The sequence below is a fragment of the Methylobacterium sp. E-016 genome (assembly GCF_022829745.1).
Taxonomy (GTDB): domain Bacteria; phylum Pseudomonadota; class Alphaproteobacteria; order Rhizobiales; family Beijerinckiaceae; genus Methylobacterium.
Genome location: NZ_JAKSYF010000078.1, coordinates 20,390 through 40,144, shown reverse-complemented (window position 1 = coordinate 40,144; position 19,755 = coordinate 20,390). Strand labels below are relative to the sequence as shown.

The 19,755-nt window shown below is 63.2% G+C and carries 20 protein-coding genes and 2 pseudogenes; 11 read left to right on the top strand and 11 right to left on the bottom strand.

Features of this window, described 5'->3' with window-relative positions; genetic code table 11:
• Positions 1–5: 5 nt before the first annotated feature.
• The gene (locus tag MKK68_RS08430; RefSeq protein ID WP_244029818.1) at positions 6–779 is read left to right on the top strand and encodes a class I SAM-dependent methyltransferase; all 774 of its coding nucleotides are present in this window, start codon (positions 6–8) and stop codon (positions 777–779) included.
• A 229-nt stretch (positions 780–1,008) separates the two neighbouring features.
• Here MKK68_RS08430 and dgcA read toward each other — a convergent pair whose 3' ends face one another.
• On the bottom strand, positions 1,009–1,995 hold the full coding sequence (gene dgcA / locus MKK68_RS08425) for an N-acetyl-D-Glu racemase DgcA (protein ID WP_243932735.1): 987 nt from the start codon (positions 1,993–1,995) through the stop codon (positions 1,009–1,011).
• The gene (gene dgcN / locus MKK68_RS08420; protein ID WP_147727657.1) at positions 1,992–3,011 is read right to left on the bottom strand and encodes an N-acetyltransferase DgcN; all 1,020 of its coding nucleotides are present in this window, start codon (positions 3,009–3,011) and stop codon (positions 1,992–1,994) included. Before dgcN ends, dgcA begins: the two co-directional genes overlap by 4 nt.
• 187 nt (positions 3,012–3,198) lie before the next feature.
• Between dgcN and maiA the strand changes: the two genes are divergently transcribed.
• The 4 genes from maiA to MKK68_RS08400 all read left to right on the top strand — a co-directional run bounded on the left by maiA (position 3,199) and on the right by MKK68_RS08400 (position 6,390).
• Positions 3,199–3,846, top strand: a complete 648-nt coding sequence (gene maiA, locus MKK68_RS08415) for a maleylacetoacetate isomerase (protein WP_244029928.1) — start codon at positions 3,199–3,201, stop codon at positions 3,844–3,846.
• 210 nt (positions 3,847–4,056) lie between these two features.
• Positions 4,057–5,388: an NAD(P)/FAD-dependent oxidoreductase gene (locus MKK68_RS08410; protein ID WP_147727658.1), complete on the top strand. Its 1,332-nt coding sequence runs from the start codon at positions 4,057–4,059 to the stop codon at positions 5,386–5,388.
• A 373-nt stretch (positions 5,389–5,761) separates the two neighbouring features.
• Complete coding sequence (locus MKK68_RS08405; protein WP_244029816.1) at positions 5,762–6,076, top strand: EthD family reductase; 315 nt, start codon at positions 5,762–5,764, stop codon at positions 6,074–6,076.
• Positions 6,073–6,390 (top strand): hypothetical protein, encoded by a 318-nt coding sequence (locus MKK68_RS08400; protein WP_244029814.1) that lies wholly within the window; start codon positions 6,073–6,075, stop codon positions 6,388–6,390. Before MKK68_RS08405 ends, MKK68_RS08400 begins: the two co-directional genes overlap by 4 nt.
• Positions 6,391–6,440: 50 nt before the next feature.
• On the opposite strand, the gene MKK68_RS08395 is transcribed toward MKK68_RS08400, so the two are convergent.
• On the bottom strand, positions 6,441–6,752 hold the full coding sequence (locus MKK68_RS08395; RefSeq protein WP_244029812.1) for an Hpt domain-containing protein: 312 nt from the start codon (positions 6,750–6,752) through the stop codon (positions 6,441–6,443).
• Between the two features lie 377 nt (positions 6,753–7,129).
• Between MKK68_RS08395 and MKK68_RS08390 the strand changes: the two genes are divergently transcribed.
• Positions 7,130–7,918: an EAL domain-containing protein gene (locus MKK68_RS08390; protein ID WP_244029810.1), complete on the top strand. Its 789-nt coding sequence runs from the start codon at positions 7,130–7,132 to the stop codon at positions 7,916–7,918.
• 230 nt (positions 7,919–8,148) lie between these two features.
• Here the strand turns inward: MKK68_RS08390 and MKK68_RS08385 are convergent, their stop codons facing one another.
• The 4 genes from MKK68_RS08385 to MKK68_RS08365 form a co-directional block, all read right to left on the bottom strand.
• Complete coding sequence (locus tag MKK68_RS08385; protein WP_244029808.1) at positions 8,149–8,415, bottom strand: hypothetical protein; 267 nt, start codon at positions 8,413–8,415, stop codon at positions 8,149–8,151.
• Positions 8,416–9,350: 935 nt separating this feature from the next.
• Positions 9,351–9,560 carry a hypothetical protein gene (locus tag MKK68_RS08375; RefSeq protein ID WP_244029806.1) on the bottom strand — a complete coding sequence of 70 codons (210 nt, stop codon included), beginning with the start codon at positions 9,558–9,560 and terminating at the stop codon, positions 9,351–9,353.
• Positions 9,533–9,796 carry a hypothetical protein gene (locus tag MKK68_RS08370; protein ID WP_244029804.1) on the bottom strand — a complete coding sequence of 88 codons (264 nt, stop codon included), beginning with the start codon at positions 9,794–9,796 and terminating at the stop codon, positions 9,533–9,535. The genes MKK68_RS08375 and MKK68_RS08370 overlap by 28 nt, the downstream gene beginning before the upstream one ends.
• Positions 9,797–9,798: 2 nt before the next feature.
• Positions 9,799–10,563, bottom strand: coding sequence for a Crp/Fnr family transcriptional regulator (locus tag MKK68_RS08365; RefSeq protein ID WP_244029802.1), 765 nt, complete (start codon positions 10,561–10,563; stop codon positions 9,799–9,801).
• A 1,537-nt stretch (positions 10,564–12,100) separates the two neighbouring features.
• Between MKK68_RS08365 and MKK68_RS08360 the strand changes: the two genes are divergently transcribed.
• Positions 12,101–12,253: a hypothetical protein gene (locus tag MKK68_RS08360; RefSeq protein WP_244029800.1), complete on the top strand. Its 153-nt coding sequence runs from the start codon at positions 12,101–12,103 to the stop codon at positions 12,251–12,253.
• A gap of 173 nt (positions 12,254–12,426) precedes the next feature.
• On the opposite strand, the gene MKK68_RS08355 is transcribed toward MKK68_RS08360, so the two are convergent.
• A complete protein-coding gene (locus tag MKK68_RS08355) occupies positions 12,427–12,897 on the bottom strand; it encodes a MucR family transcriptional regulator (RefSeq protein WP_244029798.1) in 471 nt (156 codons plus the stop codon).
• A 157-nt stretch (positions 12,898–13,054) separates the two neighbouring features.
• Between MKK68_RS08355 and MKK68_RS08350 the strand changes: the two are divergent.
• Positions 13,055–13,375 (top strand): annotated as a pseudogene (locus MKK68_RS08350) (response regulator); the annotation flags it as partial.
• Positions 13,376–13,762: 387 nt separating this feature from the next.
• Here the strand turns inward: MKK68_RS08350 and MKK68_RS08345 are convergent.
• A complete protein-coding gene (locus MKK68_RS08345; protein ID WP_244029796.1) occupies positions 13,763–14,194 on the bottom strand; it encodes a hypothetical protein in 432 nt (143 codons plus the stop codon).
• 5 nt (positions 14,195–14,199) lie between these two features.
• Positions 14,200–14,793 (bottom strand): recombinase family protein, encoded by a 594-nt coding sequence (locus MKK68_RS08340; RefSeq protein ID WP_244029923.1) that lies wholly within the window; start codon positions 14,791–14,793, stop codon positions 14,200–14,202.
• A 326-nt stretch (positions 14,794–15,119) separates the two neighbouring features.
• On the opposite strand from MKK68_RS08340, the gene MKK68_RS08335 reads away from it, so the two are divergent.
• From MKK68_RS08335 to MKK68_RS08325, 3 genes are all read left to right on the top strand, one after another.
• On the top strand, positions 15,120–15,596 hold the full coding sequence (locus tag MKK68_RS08335; protein ID WP_244029794.1) for a PAS domain-containing protein: 477 nt from the start codon (positions 15,120–15,122) through the stop codon (positions 15,594–15,596).
• Positions 15,597–15,872: 276 nt separating this feature from the next.
• On the top strand, positions 15,873–17,627 hold the full coding sequence (locus MKK68_RS08330) for a putative bifunctional diguanylate cyclase/phosphodiesterase (protein WP_244029792.1): 1,755 nt from the start codon (positions 15,873–15,875) through the stop codon (positions 17,625–17,627).
• Between the two features lie 763 nt (positions 17,628–18,390).
• Positions 18,391–18,573: a hypothetical protein gene (locus tag MKK68_RS08325; protein WP_244029790.1), complete on the top strand. Its 183-nt coding sequence runs from the start codon at positions 18,391–18,393 to the stop codon at positions 18,571–18,573.
• Between the two features lie 826 nt (positions 18,574–19,399).
• Here MKK68_RS08325 and MKK68_RS08320 read toward each other — a convergent pair.
• Positions 19,400–19,729 (bottom strand): annotated as a pseudogene (locus MKK68_RS08320) (hypothetical protein).
• Positions 19,730–19,755 lie beyond the last annotated feature (26 nt).

Below are 19,755 nucleotides of genomic sequence, written 5' to 3'. Positions count from 1 at the left end.
ATCCCATGAGCGCCCCCACGCGCCGCCACGAGACCCACGTCGCCGACCGGTTCGGCGCGCAGGCCGCGTCCTACGTCGCGAGCGCGGTCCACGCCGCCGGCGCCGACCTCGACCGCATCGCCGAGCGCATGCGAACGGTGCGCCCGGCCCGCGCCCTCGATCTCGGCTGCGGCGGCGGCCACGTCGCCTTCGCGATGGCGCCGCATGCCGGCACGGTCACCGCGCTCGACCTCTCGCCCGACATGCTCGCCGCGGTGGCGACGGAAGCGGGCCGACGCGGCTTGCCCAACATCGCGACCGAGGCCGGCTCGGCCGCGGCGCTGCCGTTTCCCGACGCGGCCTTCGACGCGGTCGCGACCCGCTTCAGCGCGCATCACTGGCGCGACGTGCGGGCCGGCCTCGCCGAAGCGCGGCGCGTGGCCAAGCCCGGCGCGCCGGCGCTCGTCGCCGACATCGTCGCCCCGGACGACGCCCTCCTCGACACCCATCTCCAGGCGGTCGAGCTGCTGCGCGATCCCTCGCACGTGCGCGACTATTCGGTGCCCGAGTGGCTGGCGATGCTCGCCGAGGCGGGATTCACCGTCGACAGGATCACCCATGGCCGCCTGCGCATGGACTTCGCCACCTGGATCGCCCGGATGCGCACGCCCGAGCCGCTGGTCACCGCGATCCGCGCCCTCCAGGCCACCGCCCCCGACGAGGTCGCCCACCATTTCGGCCACGCGCCGGACGGGAGCTTCTGGCTCGACACGGTGCTGATCGAGGCGGTGGCGGCCTAGGTGCGTCGCAGGCGCCGGGATGGGCCAACCCGTCATTCCGGGGCGACACAGGCGAGCCCGGAATCCAGAACTGACGCGCGCTCGAACCGCGGCACCAGTTGCGGCTCTGGTTTCCGGGCTCCGCTTCGCAGCCCTGGAATGACGGCGCCCGATGTCATGACCATCGCGGTGCCCGACCAGCGCGCCCCTCCCTCCCCTCTTTTGCGGGGAAGGGAGAAGCGGCCGCGCCTCACCCCCAAAGGTCCCGCTCCGGCGGATGGATCGTGCTGCCCTCGAACAGCAGGCCCGGCGTGCGGTCGCGGGCGAGGAGCAGCGGGCCGTCGAGGTCGATCGTGTCGGCGTGGTGGGCGAGCAGCATCGCCGGGGCCATGGCGAGCGAGGTGCCGACCATGCAGCCGATCATCAGCGAGAGGCCGCGGGCGCGGGCCTCATGGGCGAGCATGATCGCCTCGGTGAGGCCGCCGGTCTTGTCGAGCTTGATGTTGATCGCGTCGTAGCGGCCGGCCAGATGATCGAGCCCGGCGCGGTCGTGCAGGCTCTCGTCAGCGCAGATCGGGATCGGGCGCTCGATCCGGCTCAGAAGCCCGTCGTCGTCGGCCGGCAGCGGCTGCTCGATCAGCGTCACGCCGGCGGCGAGGCAGGCCGCGAGGTTGGCCTCGAGCGTCTCCGGCCCCCACGCCTCGTTGGCGTCGACGATGAGCCGGCTGTCGGGCGCGCCGCGGCGCACCGCGGCGATGCGCGCGGGGTCGCCCGCGCCGCCGAGCTTCACCTTGAGCAGCGGCCGGGCCGACGCGTCGCGCGCGGCCGCCTCCATGCTCTCGGGTGTGCCGAGGCTCAGGGTGTAGGCGGTGGTGGCCGGCGACGGCGCCGCGAGCCCGGCGATCTCCCAGGCCGGGCGGCCGGACGCCTTGGCCTCGAAATCGAACAGCGCGCAGTCGAGCGCGTTGCGCGCCGCACCGGGCTTCATCCGCTCCAGCAGCTCGGCGCGGCCGAGGCCGGCGGCGATCGCGTCGCCTTGCGCCTCGATCGCCGCGGCCACGCTCTCGACGCTCTCGCCGTAGCGCGGATAGGGCACGCACTCGCCCCAGCCGGCGACCGCCCGCTCGGCGTCGGCGATCCGCGCGGTGACGACCACGGCTTCCGTGCGGCTGCCGCGGCTGATCGTGAAGGCGCCGGCGATCGGGAAGCGCTCGACGGCGACCGCGAGCCGCCTCACGGCGCGGTCTCCGGGAACTCGGCGATCAGCCGGTCGACGAGGCCCTCGACGCCGAAGCGCACCGGGTCGGTGGCGGGCAGGCCGTATTCCGCGCCGAGCTTCTCGAGCAGCGCGCGGGCGGGATCCTCCTCAAGGGCCTGGGTGTTCACGGCGATGCCGGTGGGCCTGATGCCGGGGTTGGTCAGGCTGCCGAGCTGGATCGTCAGGTCGATCACCTGGCGGATCGAGGGCAGCGGGTGCTGGACACCGCGCATCGTCGTGCGGCTCGGCTCGTGGCAGACCACGAAGGCGTCCGCCTGAGCCCCGTGCAGCAGCCCGAGGCTGACGCCGGCAAACGACGGGTGGTAGAGCGAGCCCTGGCCCTCGATCAGGTCCCAGTGCTTCGGGTCGGCCGCCGGCGCGATCCACTCCACCGCGCCGGAGATGAAGTCGGCCACCACCGCGTCGATCGCGACGCCGCGGCCGGAGATGAACACCCCGGTCTGGCCGGTGGCGCGGAAATCCGCGTCCATGCCGCGCGCGCGCATCCCCTTCTCCAGCGCCAGCACCGTGTACTTCTTGCCGACCGAGCAATCGGTCCCGACCGCGAGCAGGCGGCGGCCCGGGCGCTTGGTGCCCTTGCCGGTGGCGAAGGTCTCGTCGGTGTGGCGCACGTCGTGCAGCGCCCGGCCGCGGCGCGCGGCCGCCTCGGCGATGGCCGGCACCGCGCCGAGGCGCGCGTGCAGGCCGCTCGCGATGTCGAACCCGGCCTCCAGCGCGGCGACGATCTCGGCGACCCAGTGCTCCGGCAGAACGCCGCCGGCATTGGCGACGCCGATCACCATCGTGCGGCAGCCCTTGGCCAGCGCCTCGTCGAGGGTCAGGTCGGGGATGCCGAGGTCGGCCGCGCAGCCCGGCAGGCGGATCTGGCCGATGCACCAGTCCGGGCGCCAGTCGACGATGCCGTAGGCGGTCTTGGCGGCGAGCCGGTCCGGCACGTCGCCGAGGAACATCAGATAGGGCGTCTCGATCTGCATCGGCCGTCATCCCTTGTCGCGCGCCGTGTCGCGCGCGTCGTCGCGGTCTCGTCCCTATCGCGGGATCGCGTCCGCGGGGCAATGCACGATCACGGCCAGACCGCGCTTCGCCGACGCTTCGCCCTTGCGGCCCGCCCGGTTGTGCGGTGTGGTCCCCGCCGAAACCGATGAAGGGCCATGTGGCATGATCAGGATGTACGGCAACTGGCGCTCGGCCGCCGCCTTCCGGGTGCGGATCGCGCTGAAGCTGAAGGGGATCGCCTACGAGGAGACCTTCATCGACCTCGATGCCGGCGACCAGCACGCGCCGGAATTCCGCGCGATCAACCCGCAGGGCGCGGTGCCCGCCCTGTTCGACGGCGACGGGCCGCCGCTGACCCAGTCGCTCGCGATCCTCGACTACCTGGAGGAGACCAAGGGCGGCGTGAAGCTGCTGCCGGCCGATCCGCGCGAGCGGGCGCGCGCCCGCTCGCTGGCGCAGCTCGTGGCCTGCGACACCCACCCGCTCTACGTGCCGCGGGTGCGCACCTACCTGATGGAGGCCTACGATCTCCCCAAGGAGCGCATGATGGGCTTCGTCCGCCACGCCTTCGAGAGCGGCCTGAAGACGCTGGAGACCCGGCTCTCCACGGAGCCCGGCACCGGCCGGTTCAGCCAGGGCGACGCGGTGAGCCACGCCGATCTCTGCCTCGTCAGCCTGTGGGTCGGCACGGGCATCTTCGGGGTGGAGACCGCGCCCTACCCCACCGTGGCGCGCATCGCCGAGGCGTGCCTGGCGCTGCCGGCCTTCGCCGAGGCGCATCCCAAGCGCCAGCCCGGCGCGCCGGCCGCGTGAGGCCGCCGCTCGCGGCCGATGCTTGAGCGATAGGCTTGAGGCATGGCCAAAAAATTTTGACGGCGCCCGCCGGATTACGGCCATCCCGGTATGGTCTAGAACCGTTCCGAGATGGCCCCGCCCGGAACGGCGGCACGGGTGGTGCCTGTGCACGGGGGCACCACCGGCGATGAGGCGGCGACGGCCGCACCGAGGAGCAACGAGACAGGCATGGTACCGGGCGAGAACGAACAGGGCCTGCACCGCATCGTCGTGGTCGGCGGCGGCGCGGCGGGCCTTCAGCTGGCGACCAAGCTCGGGGACAAGCTCGGGCGCGGCAAGGACGTCCACGTCACCCTGGTCGACCGGGCGCGCACCCACATCTGGAAGCCGCTGCTGCACGAGGTCGCCGCCGGCAGCCTCGACGTCGGCCACCACGCGGTCGACTACCTGCACCACGCCCACCAGCACCATTTCCGCTACCGCATCGGCGAGATGACCGGGCTCGACCGGACGGCGCGCACGATCCAGCTCGCCGCCAGCCACGATGCGGAAGGCCGCGAGATCACGCCGGTGCGCTCGGTCGGCTACGACACCCTGGTGATGGCGGTGGGCTCCACCACCAACGATTTCGGCACGCCCGGGGTGAAGGAGCACGCCATCGCGCTCGACACTCAGGACCAGGCGGTGCGCTTCCACCAGCGGCTGGTGAACGCGATGCTGCGCGCCCACACCCAGGTCGGCCCGGTGCGGCCGGGGCAGCTCCACGTCACGGTGATCGGCGCCGGCGCGACCGGCACCGAGCTCGCGGCCGAGCTGCACCGGACCGTCCGCGACGTGGTCTCCACCGGCATGGACCGGATCGATCCGGCCAAGGACCTGAAGATCACCCTGGTCGAGGCGGCCGACCGCATCCTGCCGGCGGTGCCGCCGCGGCTCTCGTCCGAGGTGATGGCGCTGCTCGCCAAGATCGGCGTCGAGGTCCGCGTCCAGGCGCGGGTCACGGAGGTGCGCGCCGACGGCGTGGCGCTGGCCGACGGCGCGTTCATCCCGTCCGAGCTCGTGGTCTGGGCGGCCGGCGTGAAGGCGCCGCCGTTCCTGCAGGGCCTCGGCGGCCTGGAGACCACCCGCACCAACCAGCTCGTGGTGACGCCGACGCTGCAGACCACCCACGATCCCGACATCTTCGCGGTGGGCGACTGCGCCTACCTCGTCGAGGCCGGCTCCGACCGGCCGGTGCCGCCCCGCGCCCAGGCGGCGCACCAGCAGGCGACCTACCTGATCAAGCAGATCCCCGCCCGCATCGCCGGGCGGCCGCTGAAGCCGTTCAAGTACCGCGACTTCGGCTCGCTCGTCTCGCTCGGCGAATACTCGACGGTCGGCAGCCTGATGGGGTTCATCCGCGGCAAGAACATGTTCATCGCCGGGCTGTTCGCGCGGATGATGTACCGCTCGCTGTACAAGATGCACGAGCAGGCCCTGCACGGCACAGTGAAGACCGCCCTCGACGCTGCCGCCCGCGCGCTCACCCGCCGCACCGAGGCGCGGGTGAAGCTGCACTGATCGCGATCATCGCCGGTCGGCGTGCAGGGCGGCCCGCTCCTCGCGGATACCGTATCCCCACCCCCGGGTGTGGTCTGGCGGAGACCCGCCTCAACCCCGTCATCCCGGGGCTGCGCAGCGGAGCCCGGGATCCAGAGCCGCCGAGATGGCAGGCTCTAGCGCCGTCGGCGGCTCTGGATTCCGGGTTCGCCTTCGGCGCCCTGGAAAGACGGGGTGGGCGATCCGGGCCGCTCAGGAAACGTGTGAAACCCTCGGCCCTTGCGGAGGGAATAGAAAAGAGGCGTCGCGAGCGCCTCCATTGCGCTGGCAGGCATTCGGTGGTTCCGTGCCGGCGGCGCGCGGCAGACGCGCCGCCAGGGAGTGTTCGACAGCCATGATCCTCGTAAGCGTGATGTATCCGGCCGGTCCCCGGTTCGACATGGACTACTATCTCGGCCACCACATGCCGCTGGTGCGCGAGCGCTGGTCGCCCCTGGGCCTGCACGAGGCCAAGATCGTGCGCGGCGTCGGCACGCCGGACGGCAAGACGGCCCCGTTCCAGGTGATGGCGCTTCTGACCTTCGAATCGGCCGACGCCTTCACGAAGGCCGCGGCCGAGCACGGTCCCGAGATCTTCGGCGACATCCCCAAGTTCACCGACGCCCAGGCCGCGGTGCAGATCAACGAATTGCCCGAGGCGACCGCGTGATCGACATCGTCCAGGCGGTCCAGGCCGCCGACCCCGGCCTCGGCTCCCGCGTGATCGTGCTGCGCCCGGATTCGCGGGCGCTCGCTACCGCCGAGGCGCTGGTGCCCGAGGCCGAGGCCTGGATCGCCGAGAACGCGCCCGGCGCCCGCCTCGTGCGCAAGACCATCCTGCTCGCCCCCTATCCCGGCGCCATGCCGGCCGAGCGCGAGGTCACCGTGATGGCGTTCGCGGAGGCGCAGCACCTCGCCGCCTTCGCCACCGCCTGGACGGCCGACCCGGAGCCCGAGGACGACGAGGCCGCGCCGGAGGCGTAGGGGCCCGTCGCCGGTCCCTCCCCCACCTGTGAGGGGGAGGGAAACGGGCGTCAGGCCGCCTTGAGCTTGTGGATCGTGCCCAGCACCTCGGCCCGCTGGATCTCGAGCCGGTGGATGAGCGGGCGCAGGTCGCCGTCGCCGTGGGCGGCGGCCTCGATCTCGCGGCACAGGCGCGACAGCCGGGTGAAGCCGAGCATGCCGGCGGCCGAGACCAGCGCGTGCGCATCGTGGGCGACCTGGACCCGGTCGTCCTCGTCGGTGCGGAAGCGGTCGCGCAGCTCGCTGCCCATCAGGTCGAGCAGCGTCGCCACGCGCTCCGGCCCGAAGCCGTCCTTGACCACGCAGGCCGTCGCCAACATCATCAAGCGGTAGTCCACCGCCGCTGGGCTCGATGCCTCGACGTTCGGGGCGCATTCGCTGCTGGCGGGCTACATCACCTCGGTGGCCGAGCGCGGTGCGGACCTCGCCCGGATCATGGTCAGTCAGGGCACCGCGATCCGCGCACAGTCGTCGGCTACATCCGCCGGGCGAACGCGTTCAAGGGGCACTGGGGGAATGGGTTCCTCTAGACTCCCCCGTGGGAGAATGAATAGAAGCACGCCATCATATTACAATCTTTTCCTGAGCATTAGCGTTATGGCGCATGGCGTATGAATTGATCATTTGATCAAGCTGAACATATTTACTTAGGTTTCATTATAGGCCTCTAGTTTCAGAACGTGTAGGTGGAGAGGCTGTGATGACTACGATGAAATGCCAGGGATGCCGCGACGGGAAGCCACTGCCTTTCGAGTTTACGATGGCGTTCCATCCCATCCTTGATCTCCGGCAGAATACCGTCTGGGGCTATGAAGCTTTGGTTCGGGGAACTGAGGGGCAGGGGGCGGGGCAGATCCTCGGCATGGTGGACGAGAGTAACCGGTACAAGTTCGATCAAGCCTGCCGCGTCAAGGCTATCGAACTTGCCGCCTCCTTGTTCCCTGATCAGGAAACGCGGCTGTCAATCAACTTTATGCCGAACGCCGTGTATGAGCCTGCAGCCTGCATTCGTGCGACCCTCGACGCCGCCCATCGCGTCGGCTTCGCTCGCCGTCAGATCATGTTCGAGTTCACAGAGAACGAGCGCATGACGGACGTTGCCCACGTCCAGCGGATCATCACCGAGTATCGTAAGCACGGCTTTACTACAGCGCTCGACGACTTCGGTGCTGGGTATGCCGGCCTCAATTTATTGGCAAGCTTTCAACCCGACTTCATCAAGCTCGATATGGAGTTAATTCGGGGCATCGAGATCTCCCTCGCACGTCAGAGCATCGTCGCGGGCGTGGTTGCGATGGCACGTCAGCTAGACGTGGCAGTGATTGCTGAAGGTATTGAGACGGAGGCCGAACTAACAAGCCTTTATTCGACTGGCATCCGGCTGTTCCAGGGATACCTCTTCGCTAAGCCGGCCGTAGCCAGCCTTCCGCACGTCTGGCTACCCGATGCCTTGCTGTCAGACGATACCCAACAATCTCACGCCGCCTGAGCGTTCAACGTATCCTGACACGCTACGCAGTCACAGGTGACCACAAACGCCCAGCCCGTAATGCCTGGGAGACTGCCATGTGCCATGCAATTGCTCGCTGCAGCCGACCGGAGGTATGGCAGGGCAAACGACAAGACGGATCACGCCCTCGGGGATGCCAGATGCGATTAACGTGCCTTTCGCCGACTGCACATCGTCGCGGCTCCCGTACAACGCGCTGATACCGAAACTCATGGCTTTGCCTTCGATAAAGAGGCGCTTGCGTCTTCATGAAGTGAAGAGCCATTCTCGGCCTCGATCTCCGCTCGTGCGGCTGCGATTAAGTCAGCACGTTGATCGTCGCTCAGAAGAAAAGCTTCGCTGAGCGGAGGCTCATTTGCAGCGCCGGGGGCACCCCACATTCGATCTCCCAAACCGTTGTTTTGGAAGTTGCGCTTGGCGCGCGCGAGCACCGCGATTTCGGCCACATCCGCAGTCGTCGTCTTGGCCGATTTCATGGGTTGGCCCTGCGTACGGCTGGCTGCGGATAGGCTGGATTGCCGCCAGGGACACCACTGCTGTTCGCAGATGACGTGACATCCAATCTGCCGCTTTCGGACCCGGTAATCTGCTTACGAGACGCGGCTTGGCTCTGGCTGGCGTAATCGGCAGGAGAATTCGCTCCCTGCCAAATCATCAGCCCAGCCAAGGAAGTGAGCATCAATCCGACGCTTACGATCAAGACATAGAGGGCTGGCCTGCCACGGTTGCCCTGACGACTGTCCTGACCAGAGGTATATTCTGACACTCGTAAACCTCGCTCGCCCAAATATGATGGACGTAGAAACAGAACAAGCATCGTGACCGAGAGGTCCAGACGTGCGACCTTATGGGTGCAATAAACAAATCATAAGGGATCGAAAAATATGATTTGTCTGGCGGACTTCTAACCAATTGACGAGATTGTCGCAAATGGGCGGTACAAAGCTACAAATCTTCACCGTGACATTTATGGGACGAACGCTCGGCCCGCTTGGTATGAATGTCTCATAGCTTAGGATGCTAGATCCTATCTAATTGATTATTTAGATCAGCAGCTTGCCCAGCTGGCGGCATGCAAAACCCGCCGCGGCGAGCCGGGCGGGCTGAAGGGTTACGGCAGACTGATAGTGGCGAAGATGCTACCTTCCGCCACCGCTACCGGTCGAGCCTAGGCGTGAAGGCTGCCCCTCGTTGCCGGAAGCCGCCGAGTCGCCCGAAATTCCATCCTCGGCACGCCCAGTTGGTGAGTAAGTAGCAGCACCCTCTTCGCCGGTCGAACCTGGTTGGCGGGTCACGACACTAGGCACGCCACGCGGGCCGACCCCACCCGTGTTTGCGGGTACATCATGATACTGAGCGAAGGCAGGCGTAGAGAGCACGGCCGCAACAGCAGCGGCGAGCAAAATTTTAATCACTGTAATTCCAGACGATGGAGATGCGGCAGGAAAATCCTGGAGCGTCTGACAACAGGCGCTGTAGGCGATCGATCCCGCGACAGTTCGGCCATCACGGTATGGTGTTTGACGAGGTTCGTCTGTGCTACTTCGCCTGTCCGGCCATTGGGCGAACTTTGCAGCACCGATCCTGTTTCAGTCACGCCTTTCGGTGCTGGCGCAGCCATCGCGTGGCCTCCTCCAGCGTGTCGAAGATCGGCGCTGAGATCCCGAAAAGTCGTCCGAAAGCCGCCTCCACGAACCAGCCGTTACCGACCTCGTACTCTGGGGTATCGAGACGCACCAGCACTGCAATCAGCAGGCCGTTGGCCAGGACGAGACGTCCTTCCCGATCCGGGCTACCCGTATCCACCATAATCGGTTGCAGCACGAGCAACGTCTCGACGTTGTCGCGCGCATCCATGACTAACTTTCCCGTAGCTGGTTCAGCCACGTCTCGCTCCGGCTTGCGCCCCAACGAGTGTTCTTGAGGTGGAGGTAGTTTGGGTTGAACCCACAAAACGACTTGAGCTCCTCGACATCATGGATCGTCAGAACCCGCCGTTTGATCGTGATCAGGCCGAGATCACGAAGCTCTCGAAGCGTACGGTGCACGTGAACGGCGGACAAGCCCATCGCATCCGCAAGCTCCACCTGCGTAAACGGAAAGGGGTAGCTGTCGTTTGTGACTTTTCCCACCGCATCGAGCCGAACCAACAGTTCGCAGAGGAGGTGAGCTATACGCTGCTCCGGGGCACGGCCACCAAGGTTAACCAGCCACTCGCGCAGCACCGCCTCATCGACAAGACCGCACCACCAGAAGGCCCGCGTGATCTGCGTATGGGCCTGGGTAATCTCCTCGATTGCCCGACGCGGAATGTCGACCACATGGCAAGTGGAGATCGTAGCACTGTTGTGGTCCATCTGATCGAGGATGAACACGTTTAGATCGCAGAAATCTCCTGGAACCAGCAGTGCCATGATCTGGCGCTTGCCGTTCGGAAGCACCTTGTAGCGGCAAGCGATGCCATCAAGGATCAGATGGACGTTCTCGGGCTCGTCGCCTTCTCGGACCAAATCGACCCGTGCACCGACCTGCCGGATACGTGGCGCCAGGCCATCCAAAGCCCGACGATCGTCATACGATAGGTCCTCGAAGCCTTCCAGCTTCCGGGTTAGCACCTGCTGCATCTCGCCTCGGTAGAATTTTACCGGAACGACTATATCCGAAATTCAACATTTCAAATTGTCATTTGATGAGGATTTCACTTAACGACCGCATTCTCCTGCAACCACGTAGTATTTACAACTTTACGGGCGCGTGCAGCTGGGGGATCGTGCCCTCGGCCTGTTCGGGAGAAGTCCGTGACACAGCTCCGGCAGTCCATGTGTCGCACCACCCACTCGGTCACCGTCAGTTCCGGGCCGGTGATGCAAAGAACCCCTATCGCGACGATGCCGAGGCCATCGGCGACCCATGCCTGTCAATCCGCTATGCCTTACAAACTTCTCCAGGAGCCTGATCCGGTCCGCATTTAACGATAGCCTCTGCTCTCCAGCTCCGGAATGGGCACCTTCAACGTGGCCCGGCCGGACGGTATCGAGAAGTGGTCCGGCCATGCCGTGGGCGTCCGCCTGGTCGTCGTGGACGGTGCGCAGTAGCAATTGCCCGAAGGCTAGCTGACTGCGAGCGGGTGTAGGGCGGTGTCCCGCAGTATGTCTTCGCGAGAGGGCAACCGACATGCGTCCGACGATGTGTCAGAGTTAGCGCGAAGGTGGCAGTTTAGTTTCCAGTAACAGTCACAGGCTCGTGGCAAGCCAGGCAGCGCTTGACGGCCATGGCGTATTTCCCGTGTGCGTCCGCAAGGCTGACCGCAAGCCACTGCCCGGCAACCTTCACTTCACATGGCGCGGGATCTGCTATCGTCATGGCTGACCGTCCCATGCCCCCCGAGCACTTACTAGTGCTGCTCGATCACATTCAAGTGGAAACTAGACCGGTCTATCGCACTGTCTAGGTAAAGCGGCACCTGGAGCCTTGTGCAGGTGCAGCGGATTGAAGCGCGGTTCGCATGAGGTCGGAGAGCTACCGTAGGGGGGACTGGCCGATCCATGCGCGGCCGTTCCAAAGCTCAAACGCGCGGCCCTCAGCGATCCAAGTCATAAGTGCAAGCGCGTCCCCATCGTTGGGGGCGTCGATAGTGACGATGCTCGATCGGTCATTATCGAGAGATAGGACGCCCCGGTAGGACGACCGCCACACTACGCCTTCACCTGCCCCCGGGCTTTCTCGATCACTGACCATGCTGGGCTCTTCGCTCAGGACAAGAGCAAAGGTAATTCGGCTCGGCGCTGAGTGGTTCGCGACGGCGCCGGCGAGGCCGCACCGTACCCCCCTGGGCGGTGCTGCTCTGCCGGCGCTCGACTATCAGCCGGTCGCTTAGGGCAACCTGGCAGGACATGGTTAAGAGATCGTTGCCTTGGCTGTAGTTACACAGCGGGATCGAGACTATGGCCGGCCTGATGCCTGGCGCCGCGGCGCTGAAGATCGTCGCTGACGATGAGACCGACAGCTGGAGAGCGCAACGAGCCTCAGGCAGTTTGGCGAGATGTCGGACGACTTGGCTGAGAGCTTACAGGGCGGTTGAGCCCCCCGCATTGGGGGAGCCTCATTGCCCAGCTCTTCCCGGGCGCCGCATAGATAGGTCCGCGACATGGGGGAATGCCTATGCTCGACAAGAACGAGCCAAAGGCCGACGGCACCCAAACCGCAGAGGTGAAAACTCCCACCCCGAAGATCGAGGGGAGCCACACGAGGGAAACGGTCGATCCGGCGGAGCGCCTGCAGGAAGATCCCGAAGAGCAGAACGATCTGGCTTAACCCCTACGACGGTTCGGCCCCGCCCTAATCCGCTCACGGGGCGGGGGAACCCCAGATCTCACTAGCGGAGTCAATACGCAGCTCGGCCCTGCCGTAGGATAGCTATGGCAGGGTAAGAGGCACGTCACCGGCACGAGTGCCAAGATGTGCCGGAACGGGCCCACTCAGCGGTGTCAGGCCGTCTCGGCAGCTTTCTTCCGGCCGTTGGCCTTCCCGAAGCGAGTCTTGGGTGCCTCGGAGATCGTTTCTACGGTATCAGCAGCCTTGGAAGCCACCTTGCGCCGCAACTGGCCGAGGCCAAGTGAACGCGCCAGCTCGGACCGCTTGGCAGAGTAAGCGGCCGATACGATGGGGTAGTCAGAGGGCAGGCCGTACTTCGCACGGTAACTATCCGGTGTGAGCCCGCGAAGCGTGAGGTGGCGCTTCATCGTCTTGTAGGTCTTGCCATCCTCGAAGCTGACCATACCGTCGGGGGTGATCGACTTGCGGATCTGGGCGGGGGTCGGCTTCTCAAGGGAGGGCTCGGCTGTTTCTTCCTTGCCCAGGCTGGACAACGCCGCGTGCACGGAGGCGATCACACCCGGCAGCTCACTCAACGACACTCGGTTGTTGGAGACGTAGGCGGCGACAAGGTCGGTCGTCATTTCGAACTCATCGCGCCCTGAAACGAGCATCGCACCATCAGTCATACTATTACCCTTGGAAAACCTATCGCTCTGCATAACGATTTGCCAAATCGAGCGTCAAGCTTTTGTTAGGGATACCGCATTAGGGGTTTCTTAGATTTTTCGGGGTTGGACGATGCGGGTTCTGCTAATCGAGGACGATGCGTCTGTAGCGCAGAGCATCGAGCTGATGCTCAAGACGGCCGGGTTCAATCCCTTCGTCACCGATCTCGGTGAGGAGGGGATCGATCTCGGCAAGCTCTACGATTACGACATTATCCTGCTCGACCTGAACCTGCCCGACATGTCTGGCTATGACGTGCTCAGGAAGCTCCGCGTCGCCAAGGTCAAGACGCCGATCCTGATCCTGTCGGGCATGGCCAGCATCGAGGACAAGGTGAAGGGCCTCGGCTTCGGTGCCGACGACTACCTCACCAAGCCGTTCCACAGACAAGAACAAGAGAGGTTCATGGGCAGGGCGCGGGAACGACATTTCGTGAACGCGCACTGCGCGCCTAGCACTGTCCTGTGTTTACTCATGCCGGAGGCTGCATCCTTCTCTGGCCTCTCATCAGCCTTCGATTGGCAGGACGTGAGCCTTTATCCCACACATACCCGTCAGGCTCAGGATGTGGGCTTTTATCCCACGTGATCTCGTAGTGCTGGCGCTCGATGACACGATCGAGTGGCCCTGGTGTCGGCGCATTCGGGCCCGAGGGATTGACCATGATCCGGTGTGCTCGTCCGGCGTAAGCTTAAGACTGCGCCGGAGCCAGCCCACGAACTGTAGCCTAAGCGTCGAAGCGCTGGACGGCCACGGAAGATCGATGAACTGTCTGAGAGATCACGGGGGCGAGTAGTGCCCTCGAAACAGGTCGCCCATGGCTCTGCGCCGGAAAAGCGTCCGCCAACGGCGGCGCTGATGCTCCGGCCGGTCATGGTTCACGTGGCAGCGCTGGCAGAAGGCCGCGAGGTTCGCGTCGGCGTTGTTGGCCGTGTCGTGATCCCGATGGGCAGTGGCCAGCACCACCCGGGTCGTGCGGATAGCGCCGAGATCCTCGATCGTCGGCAGAGCTCGGAGCGTCCGTCCCTGCCCGTCGCGCCAAGCGCCGACTGCGGCATCCCACCATCGTCCATCGCCGAGGCAGTAGACCGTCCGCCCATGCGGCCGGCCGCAGGTCTCACAGGCCCCACCCGCGCGTTGGAAGCGAACCGTCGCTGACAGCTGCGGCCAGTCGATTGGATAGAAGTAGCGATGCTCGCGCCGGATCGGCATCGACGTCAGCCCTTCCCGGCTACGGCAGCAGCCTGACTTCGGGCGCGGGCCTGAGGAAAGTAGCTGTAGAACGTATCCCGGCTGATCCCGAGGCGCTTGGCGATCGCCGCAATCGAGATGGTGCCGGTCTGGAGGAGGGCGCGGCCGACCTCGATGTCGGCCTCGGTCAGCTTCTTCGGGCGTCCGCCCTTCCGGCCGCGGGCCAGCGCCGCCTTAAGCCCTTCCATCGTGCGCTCGCGGTTGAGGTCGAGGAAGTACTCAGCCATGGCGCCGTGCATCTGCAAGGCGAAGCGCCCGTGGGCGGTATCGCTGTCGAACTGCTCGGTCAGCGACCGGAAGTGGATCTCCTTCAGTCGCAGGCTGTCGATGGTGCGCATCATCTCGACGAGCGACCGGCCGAGCCGATCGAGCTTCCACACCACAAGCACGTCGGTGGGTCGCAGGTAGGCGAGCGCCGCCTCGAACTCCGGACGCTTGGTCCCAGCCTTGCCGGACTTCTTCTCCTCGAACAGCTTCTCGCAACCGGCGCCTTTCAGCGCATCACGCTGCAGGTCGAGGTTCTGATCGAGGGTGGAGACGCGGGCATATCCGACGAGCATGTCGGGATAGTGGTCCAAGAGCGTTTTATCCGCAATAGAAAAGCGGTCATAGTTTTCCGACAGAAATAGAGTGGTTTGAGCTTGCCAACCAGCGGCTCATACTGCCCGTCGGGAAAACGGTCGGATTGCCGACACAGAAGGGTCTAGGACATATGTCTTGATTGAATCACGTTTTCCCCGCCTGATGGAGATCCGATGATTTACACGGTAGCCGCGGTTATCCCCGGCCTTTCGTAATTCTAACAACCCCTGGGGAACGTCTTTGTCAGCTCTACGATTGGACGATAGCGAGCTACGGCTTACAAAAAGGTGATCGCCCAACCAATATGACAATCGTCGAATTAATCCGTGCCTTTGGTCGGGATCTTCCTGTTGGTATCGTCATTACGGAGGCCGCTCTTGAGCCGCCTGGGCCGATCATCACCTACGTTAACCCAGCCTTTGGGAAGCTGGTCGGACGCGATCCAGACGAGATTGTTGGTCTGAGCCCACGCTTCATGCAAGGTCGAGAGACGCGCAGGGCGACGCTCGATATCTTCCACCATGCCTTGAAAATGGGAGAGCGCTTCCACGGCTACCTGACGAACTACAGAGGTGATGGAACACGATATCGCGCCGAGATTGATTGCCGTCCCATTCGCAATGTGCGCGGCGAGATTGAGGGCTTTATCTCATTCGAGCGTGAGGTGATCCGCCGAATTGGTCGCCCGATTGCAAACATCGCAGGGCGCTACGAGGACGCTTCGGCAAGTAACGATCAGTTAGGGAATGCCTTGCGGGCCTTGGGCATTTTTGTCGCATAAAACCAGTCTTATAGCTCTCCATTTCCCGCCATCTCAGCCTAATAGCTAAATCTGCGCCGCCAAAACTATCATATGACCATATTAATCATTGTGCATCATTTGATATTAATGTAAAATCAACTTGTTTGATGCTAAAAAAGCTTTCTTGTCAGTACTCTGTAAATTTATAGAAATTTGATCTATCTATAATTTGCAGAGAAATCTGTCTTCAGCCACCGCATACCAGGTGGTTTCAAGGCGTGATCAATTTATCGGTTTAGTTGGGAGTACCAACCGATGGTGTTGGCTGAAGAAAGCAACCGTCTAGACGCGCTTCACAGACTAGACCTCCTTGACACGTCACCGGGGGAGAACTTCGATCGTATCACACGAATGGCAAGCCAGATTTTCGACCTGCCAATCGCAGCTATCTCTCTCACCGATAGCGACAGACAATGGTTCAAGTCGCGGGTCGGCGTAGAACACAGCTCGATCCCACGTGAGAAGGCACCATGTGCTGAAGTGGCCGAGAGTCGTGACCTATTGGTGATCGAGGACTTTCTCACAGATCCCTGTTATCACGACAGCGTCTTGGCAAGAGCTGGAATACGCTTCTATGCTGGAGTTCCGCTCTTGACGCGCGACGGTTTCGGTCTTGGCGCCATGTGTGTGCTCGGAACATCCCCGCGACAGGCAGAGCCCTCTGAGCTAGCGGCCCTTCACGATCTCGCCGCTATGGTGATGTCGCAGATCGAGTTGCAGCATGCCTTCGGGCGCATTGATCCGATCAGTGAACTTCCGAACCGAACACAGTTTTTCGACGACCTTAGCGATCTGGCTCGTAACGATACAGCAAAAGCGCAGAATCTCGTGATTGTTGTTGATTTAATCTCCGTTGAGCAGATGAACCATGCTGTACGCGTTATGGGCTCGACCGTTATCGATGATCTTATCAAGGCATCAGCACGCAATTTTCGGTCCCTGATTGGGCCACAGCGAAAAGCATATCATATCGGAAGTACACAGCTAGCGGCATTAGCACCTGAAAATATGGACGAATTTGCCTACGTCAATCTTTTGAGCACGCAAACTTATAAGCTCCAAAAGCTAGGCGGGCCGGATATGATTGGCACCGTCGCGCTAGGGATCGCTCCCTTTATCTTGGGAGAGCTACCCCCGAGCGACATTTTGAGGATTGCCCAGGGAGCAGCTCAGGACGCTCGTGCGACAGGCAAGCTCTTTCAAATCCATTCAAACACTTCGGACAACGCCTTCCAACGAAGCTTCATGCTGTTGCGGGATTTCGAGGCAGCGTTGCAGAAGCCCTCAGAGTTTTCTCTCGCCTACCAGCCTCGCGTGGATCTCGCCTCCGGACGTTGTGTGGGCGCCGAAGCTTTGATGAGGTGGACGCATCCGACGCTCGGGTCGATCGCTCCAGGTGAGTTCATTCCTCTGATCGAGCGCATGGCCCTGGCAACACCAACAACAGCCTGGGTGCTGGAGACTGCTGTCTCACAGCTGGCGCAGTGGCGAGAGATGGGCTTGGAGCTGATCATCTCGGTCAACATCTCTTCTACCAACTTGCACGAAGCCGATTTTGCGGCCCGCGTCAGGCAGGTTCTGGCGCGCCATCGAGTACCACCCGAGTTCCTTGAGCTTGAGATCACCGAAACGGCAGTAATGAACGATGCAGAGCAAGCCCTGAGCCAGCTTAATGAGCTGGCTGCTGCCGGTATTCGTTTAGCGATCGACGACTTCGGCACCGGGTATAGTAGTTTGTCCTATCTACAGCGGCTGCCGGTCCATGTCGTAAAAATCGATCGCTCTTTTATGAGTGACATCGATACCGATCCACGCCAATTCTCACTGGTCACCATGATGATCTCGATGGCGAAGCATCTTGGCCATCGCGTTGTAGCCGAGGGCGTCGAGACGCAAGCTGTACTCAGCCAGCTCCAATCGACAGCCTGTGCCGAGGTGCAGGGCTACCTTTTTGCTCGCCCTCTACCGGTAAATGAAGTTGCAAGTTGGATGAAAGATTTTAACTCGTGAGACAATCATAGATTTGATTATACTTATTAGTTTATCCGGCTGTTCCGTCGGCGGCCGAGCCAACGCGGCTCCTGGGGCTTCTTGTGTGGTTCTTGGCCTGTTCGACAGATCGTTCAATTTCGGACAGTTGCCGCGCCTCAATCAGCCCGGACAGCGCTTCGGCCTAAGGGTCGGACAGGTCCCCTTCCCCAAACTGACGGAGTACATCCAACGCTCAACTTGGGTCGGATGTAGAACGTCCGCTTCCAGATCGGAGACCAAGGTCTGGTAGCCACCCTTCTCGGACCTTGCTGCATGCAGCTGTGCGAGTCGGGAAAACGGTCTGATACCCGACATGTCGTTGGGCCACGTGGGAGGGCTGGCTCATGCCAGATCTTGGTCCATCCGCTCCTCCAATGATCAGCGACGAAAGGTCATTCGCTGCCCCTCTCCACGATCACGTGCAACCAGCATTCGGCTGACATCGTGGCTCCTAACGCTGTCGCGAAGGCGTAGGGTGACTGGGTTACCGATGTGGTGGACAGAGCCGTAATGCTCCACCGATATGAGCCCGGTTGTTGCTCGCTCGGGAACACCGAGATCACATGGTCGCGTTTCGTAGCATTTGACATGCTCGCGTCATGCCACGCAGGTGCGCGCCAACTAAGGCCGAGTCACCCCCGCCGATTTCGAACTGCTCCTACCCAGCTTGCGCATCCATCCCTCCGCCCGAAGGTCACCGGCTCGATGTTGTCGTGAAAGGCATGCCTCGCTACACCGCTCCATGGATAAACTCGACGCCCTTCTGGACCGCCTCAAGTACCGCCAGCGCGACCTCATCATGGAAGCCGCTCAGTACGACACGATGCCCGCCGACAGCACGTTGAAGCAGATTGTGGAGCTTGAGAACGCCATCGCCGCGGTGGAGGCGGTAGCCGACGAAGAACGAGGTCGGCGGCGGTTGTAGAAATACACGTCGCCGAGCGGGTCTTGGGAGCAATTTTAGCCCCAGATGAGCGTGCGCGAGACGTCCCGCCCCTCATAACCAAAGCAGAACGCCGAGCATCATGATCTGTAGAGCGAACAAGGTGCCGATCATGATCTTGGCGGCGCGATCGTGATCGGCTTGGGCCCGCCGCTCAGCCTCGGTCTGCATCAGACCTACCCCTCGCGCGACCTGTGTAGGCGAGCATTAGGTGTCCAGCGGGGTCCCACACCATTGCAATACGCCGCCTGCTGGACCTGTGCGCTTCCACTTCATAAGCGGCGATTGTGACAGCCTCCATTTCGCTGTCAGCTTCGTAGATCAAAGCTTTCCCGCTGGGCGTACCTGCCGACCCAATCTGCTGTACCCTGACACTGTAAGCCATCGCGCCCTCTCCAGCAGTTGACGCCCGCGCCAGCCGATCGGGGAAATGCCGCCAGCGCGGGCGTTGCCGAAGTTGCCAAGGGGAAACTACGACGGCATAGCGTCGCATAGGTTGTCGCTTCTAAGATTATCAAAAGAGCAAATTAGATAGAGAGTCTCCATGATAAAATATAATTGTTGACGCATTCGGAGATAATATCATCAAATTATAAGGCACGCCTTTGAGGCATTGGCATCTTAGGACTGTCGTGGCGGCTTTGCTCAGGTCGTTTCGATCGCTCGCGGGTTGTGATCTGAGCCTACCCGCTGTGCGTCTCCTCCCGAACCAACCTCGCCCCGCGGCCAGTCTGGTGCGCGGGGCACTTTGACAGCGAAATCGAGGCCCCGCGGCGGGTAGGCGTAGGGGACGATGATGTCTGGCACTTCAGTGCTGGCAGAACGCGGACAGGTTCGCATCGGCGTTGTTGGCAGTGTCGTGGTCCTGATGGGCGGTAGCCAATACCACCCGCGTGGTCCGCAGCTCGCCTGTTAGGTCCGCGAGCGTCGGCGGCTAAGTGAGGCTCTTGCCCTTCCCGTCGCGCCAGGCGCGGATCTGAGCGTCCCACCAACGTCCGTCGCCGAGATGGTAGACGACACGCCCGTGCGGGCGACCGCAGGCCTCGCAGGCGCTGCCAGCGCGCCGGAACCGGACCATGGCCGATAGTTCGCGCCAGTCGATCGGGTAGAAGAAGCAGTGCTCGGTACGGATCGGCACTCGGTGGCTATCCAGGACGGGTGGGC